The sequence below is a fragment of the Saccharopolyspora sp. genome (genome assembly GCF_017434145.1).
GTDB classification, from domain to species: domain Bacteria; phylum Actinomycetota; class Actinomycetes; order Mycobacteriales; family Pseudonocardiaceae; genus Saccharopolyspora_C; species Saccharopolyspora_C galaxeae.
Genome location: NZ_JAFRFW010000102.1, coordinates 1 through 4,847, shown reverse-complemented (window position 1 = coordinate 4,847; position 4,847 = coordinate 1). Strand labels below are relative to the sequence as shown.

Annotated in this window: 4 protein-coding genes; 3 read left to right on the top strand and 1 reads right to left on the bottom strand. The window is 72.1% G+C overall.

The window, feature by feature from the left end:
• Positions 1-1,301 (bottom strand): benzoylformate decarboxylase (mdlC, locus tag IJH84_RS02760; RefSeq protein WP_295139838.1); only part of this gene is annotated, 1,301 nt, incomplete at its 3' end.
• A gap of 221 nt (positions 1,302-1,522) precedes the next feature.
• On the opposite strand from mdlC, the gene IJH84_RS02755 reads away from it, so the two are divergent.
• The 3 genes from IJH84_RS02755 to IJH84_RS02745 all read left to right on the top strand — a co-directional run.
• Positions 1,523-3,184, top strand: a complete 1,662-nt coding sequence (locus IJH84_RS02755) for a DNA repair helicase XPB (RefSeq protein ID WP_200068366.1) — start codon at positions 1,523-1,525, stop codon at positions 3,182-3,184.
• Between the two features lie 127 nt (positions 3,185-3,311).
• Entirely contained in the window at positions 3,312-3,905 is a 594-nt protein-coding gene (locus tag IJH84_RS02750; RefSeq protein WP_200068365.1) for a suppressor of fused domain protein, read from the top strand.
• A gap of 263 nt (positions 3,906-4,168) precedes the next feature.
• The coding region (locus tag IJH84_RS02745) for an o-succinylbenzoate synthase (protein WP_295139835.1) at positions 4,169-4,847 on the top strand (679 nt) is incomplete at its 3' end.

Here is a 4,847-nt window from a genome sequence, read left to right as displayed (position 1 = left end):
GCCTGGAACCCGTACATGCTGGAACCGTCGCCGAGCAGCGCCAGCACCGGCCGCTGCGGGTCGGCCATCGCCACGCCCACCGCGGCGCCGATGCCGTAACCGAGCGCGCCCGAGGCGGCCGCGAAGAACCCGCCGTCGCGCGAGCGGATCGGAAAGTGCTCGTGCAGGTCGTTGCGGTGGCTCGGGGCTTCTTCGACCACGACGGCCGCCGCGGGCAACACCGCGTTGATCTCGGCGAGCACGTAGCTCGCGCTCATCGGCGTCCCGGCCCGCGGACGCGGCGGACGTTGCAACGCCGCCGGTTCCGGCCGCTCCGACGCGCGCACCCGCGCACCGAGCCCGCGCACCGAGTGCGTCATCGTCCCCAGCAGACCGGTGCCGCGGCGGGCGCGCGCGAGCACGTCCAGGTCGTCGTGCAGGAGGATCAGCTCCGGCAGCTCGTCAGCCGCCGGACCTCGGTAGACGTGGTAGGTGAACGCGGCAGCGCCGAAGACCGCGACCAGGTCGTAGGCGGCGAGTTCGGCGGCCAGCAGCTTCCGCTCGGGCTGCAGGAAACCCGCGAACCGCGGGTGGTCCTCGGGGAAGGAGCAGCGCGGGGACAGCGGGCTCGCCCACACCGCGGCCTTCGCGCGCTCGGCCAGCGCCACCATCTCCGGCACGACTCCCTCGTGATCGACGGCCGGGCCGACCACGAACGCGGGACGTTCGGCACCGCCCAGCGCCTCCGCCAGTCCCGCGAGCGCCGCCGGATCAGGGGCCGGGCCGGGCGTGACCGGCCGGTCCGGGACCTCGGTGGCCGGCCGGTCCCAGTCGTCGGCGGGGATCGACACGAACACCGGCCCCTGCGGCGGAGTCACCGCGAGCTGGTGGGCGCGGGCGATCGCCGCGGGCACGTCGGCCGCACTGACCGGTTCGCAGCTGAACTTCACGTACGGCTTGGGGAACTGCGGCGCGTCGGTCGCGCCGAGGAACGGCTCGTCCAGCAGCAGCGTCCGGGTCTGCTGCCCGGCCGTCACGACCAGCGGGGTGCCGTTGCGGTACGCGGTGAACAGCGACCCGAGCCCGTGCCCGACGCCGCCCGCCGAATGCAGGTTCACCAGCGCCGGAGCCCGGCGCGCCTGGGCGTACCCGTCGGCCATCGCGACGACCGCGGATTCCTGCAGGCCCAGCACGTAGCCGAAGTCGTCCGGCCAGTCCGCCAGGAACGGCACCTCGGTCGTGCCCGGATTGCCGAACACGGTGGTCATCCCGAGCCTGCGCAGCAGATCCCGCGTGACGTCCCGAACCGTCCGATCGCCCATGCCCGCCTCCCGCGACGACTCCGATCAAGCCCAGCACACCGGCACCCGCTCAGTGCACACCGCGCCATCCGGCGAGCGGAAGTCCTCGGCCCCGCGCACCCCGGCCGCGGTCGCGGCGGTGGAATACTGGAGACCGGTCCGGCCGTTGTCAGCGTGGCCGATCACCTGCGCAAAGCCCCCACCCGCACGAAAGCGCCCGAACAGCCGAGGGAGCAGCACCCGTGACCGACGGACCGCTGATCGTCCAGTCCGACAAGACCCTGCTGCTGGAAGTCGACCACGAGCAGGCCGACGAAGCGCGCACCGCCATCGCCCCGTTCGCGGAACTGGAACGCGCCCCCGAGCACGTGCACACCTACCGGATCACACCGCTGGCGCTGTGGAACGCGCGCGCCGCGGGGCACGACGCGGAGCAGGTGGTCGACGGCCTGGTCCGGTACTCCCGCTACCCCGTTCCGCAGCCGCTGCTGGTCGACATCGCCGAGACCATGGGCCGGTTCGGCCGGTTGCAGCTCGCGCACGACCCGGCGCACGGGCTGGTGCTGATCTCGCTGGACCGCGCGGTGCTGGAAGAGGTGATGCGGCACAAGAAGGTCAAGCCGATGCTCGGCGAGCGCATCGACGACGACACCGTGGCCGTGCATCCCAGCGAGCGCGGGCGGCTCAAGCAGCTGCTGCTCAAGATCGGCTGGCCCGCCGAGGACCTGGCGGGCTACGTCGACGGCGAAGCGCACCCGATCAGCCTCCGCGAAGAGGGCTGGAGCCTGCGGGACTACCAGCGCCAAGCGGTGCAGTCGTTCTGGTCGGGCGGTTCCGGCGTGGTCGTGCTGCCGTGCGGCGCCGGCAAGACGCTGGTCGGCGCCGCCGCGATGGCCGAGGCGGGCGCGACCACGCTGATCCTGGTCACCAACACCGTCGCGGGCAGGCAGTGGAAGCGGGAGCTGGTCGAGCGCACCTCGCTGACCGAGGAGGAGATCGGCGAGTACTCCGGCGAGAAGAAGGAGATCCGCCCGGTCACCATCGCCACCTACCAGGTGATCACCCGCAAGTCGAAGGGCGAGTACAAGCACCTGGAGCTGTTCGACTCCCGCGACTGGGGCCTGGTGGTCTACGACGAGGTGCACCTGCTGCCCGCCCCGGTGTTCCGGATGACCGCCGACCTGCAGTCGCGGCGGCGCCTCGGGCTGACCGCGACGCTGGTGCGCGAGGACGGCCGGGAAGGCGACGTGTTCTCGCTGATCGGGCCGAAGCGCTTCGACGCGCCGTGGAAGGACATCGAGTCGCAGGGCTGGATCGCTCCGGCCGACTGCGTCGAAGTGCGCGTGACGCTCACCGACGACGAGCGGCTGCGCTACGCCACCTCGGAAGCCGAGGAGCGCTACAAGGTCTGCTCCACGGCACGCACCAAGGCCCCGGTCGTGCGGGCGATCCTCGATCAGCACCCGGGCGAGCCGGCGCTGGTGATCGGCGCGTACCTGGAGCAGCTGCACGAGCTCGGCGAGGCGCTGGACGCGCCGATCGTCGAGGGCTCCACCCGGAACAAGGAGCGGGAGAAGCTCTTCGACGCGTTCCGGCGCGGCGAGATCGACCGGCTCGTGGTGTCGAAAGTGGCGAACTTCTCCATCGACTTGCCGGAGGCTTCGGTGGCGGTGCAGGTCTCCGGCACGTTCGGTTCCCGCCAGGAGGAGGCGCAGCGGCTCGGCCGGTTGCTGCGCCCGAAGGCCGAGGGCAGGCAGGCGCACTTCTACTCGGTGGTCTCCCGGGACACCCTGGACACCGACTACGCCGCGCACCGCCAGCGGTTCCTGGCCGAACAGGGCTACGCCTACCGCATCGTGGACGCCGATGACCTGCTCGGACCGGCGTTGCCGGACGTGGGTTGATCAGTTCCGCCGCCCGGCCGCCGCGGCTTGCGGGCGGGGTCGTATTTTCGGTGGCGTTGGCGAAACTGCCCGTGCGACGCACGGCACCGGTTACCGTTTGCGAGACAGACGCAGCAGTGGAGATCGGATGAACACCGAGAAGCACAACACCGCGGTGGGTGGTGCGCACCGGTTCATCGGGCTCGCGGAGAACCTCGAACGGCACGCGGGTACGCCGACTGCCGCCGAGCCGCCCAACGTCCGCGGCGACAACCGCGGGTACGGGCTGGTGTTCTTCCACCTGGACCAGTACCACCTGAGCACGGTGATCAGCTCGGGCCTGCGGTTCCAGCCGCTCGGTGCCGACCCGGCGCAGGAGCTCGCGTGCACGGTGTACAAGGAGCAGGCCGAAGCGGCCCGGCACCTGGTGGACGTGACCAGCGAGCTGCTGGTGGAGAGCGGCACGCACCTGGTGCCGGACCAGATCGTGCCGAACGAGAGCCCGCTGCTGCCCGGCACCGAGTTCTTCGGCGTGCTGGCCAGCGGGCATCCGCTGTTCCCGCCCGAGTTCACCAGGTTCACCGACCAGGAGGGCACCGAGCAGCTGCAGGTGTTCACGCTGCTGCCGGTCACCCTCGGGGAGCTGAACTACATCCTGGACAGCGGGGTAACCGCGCTGCGCCAGCAGTGGGCGCGGTTCGAGGTGGACGTGTTCGACCTGGGCCGCCCCAGCGTGGCCTGACCTTCCGCGGCCCTGACCGCTCGCGGCGGTGCGGCCGATCGTCGGGCTGATCACTTCCGCACCCGGGAACAGAACGGGCCTCGCCCGCGTATCGACCTTGGGGCGCACTAGGGCACCGGTGTGTGCCCCGTCGCCGTTCACCGGGCGCCGACGCACGTTTCTCCGCGCACTGCCGTGCTGACGCGCGCCCGATGCTCGGGCGAGGATGGTGCCTCCGGACGCGGGGACAGGTGCCGGACCGGGCGAGCTGGAAGGGACGGATCATGAGCGGGGCGACGATCAGCTTGGCCGAGTTGGATTCCGTGCGGGTGTACGGCCTGCCGATGCGCACCCGGTTCCGCGGGATCACCCGCAGGCAGGGGGTGCTGCTCGGCGGTCCCGGCGGCTGGGGCGAGTTCTGCCCGTTCGAGGACTACGACGACGCGCAGTCCGTGCCGTGGCTGCTGGCGGCCTTGGAGGCGTGCGCCGGGGATTGGCCTGCGGCGGTGCGCGACACCGTGCCGGTGAACTGCACGGTTCCGGCGGTGGACGGCGAGCAGGCGCACGAGATCGTGTCCGCCTCGGGCTGCAGCACGGCGAAGGTGAAGGTGGCCGAGTCGTCGCAGTTCGCCGCCGACGACGTCGAGCGGGTGGCCGCGGTGCGCGACGCCCTCGGCCCGGCGGGCGCGATCCGGGTGGACGCGAACGCGGCCTGGGACGTGGACACCGCGGTCGCCCGGATCGCGGAGCTGGACCGCGCCGCGGGTGGTCTGGAGTACGTCGAGCAGCCCTGCCCGAGCGTCGAAGAGCTCGCCGCCGTGCGGCGCAAGGTGGCGGTCCGGATCGCGGCGGACGAATCGATCCGCCGCGCCGAGGACCCGCTGCGGGTCGCGGTCGCCGAAGCGGCGGACGTGGCGGTGCTCAAGGCCGCGCCGCTGGGCGGGGTGCGCCGGGCGTTGCAGG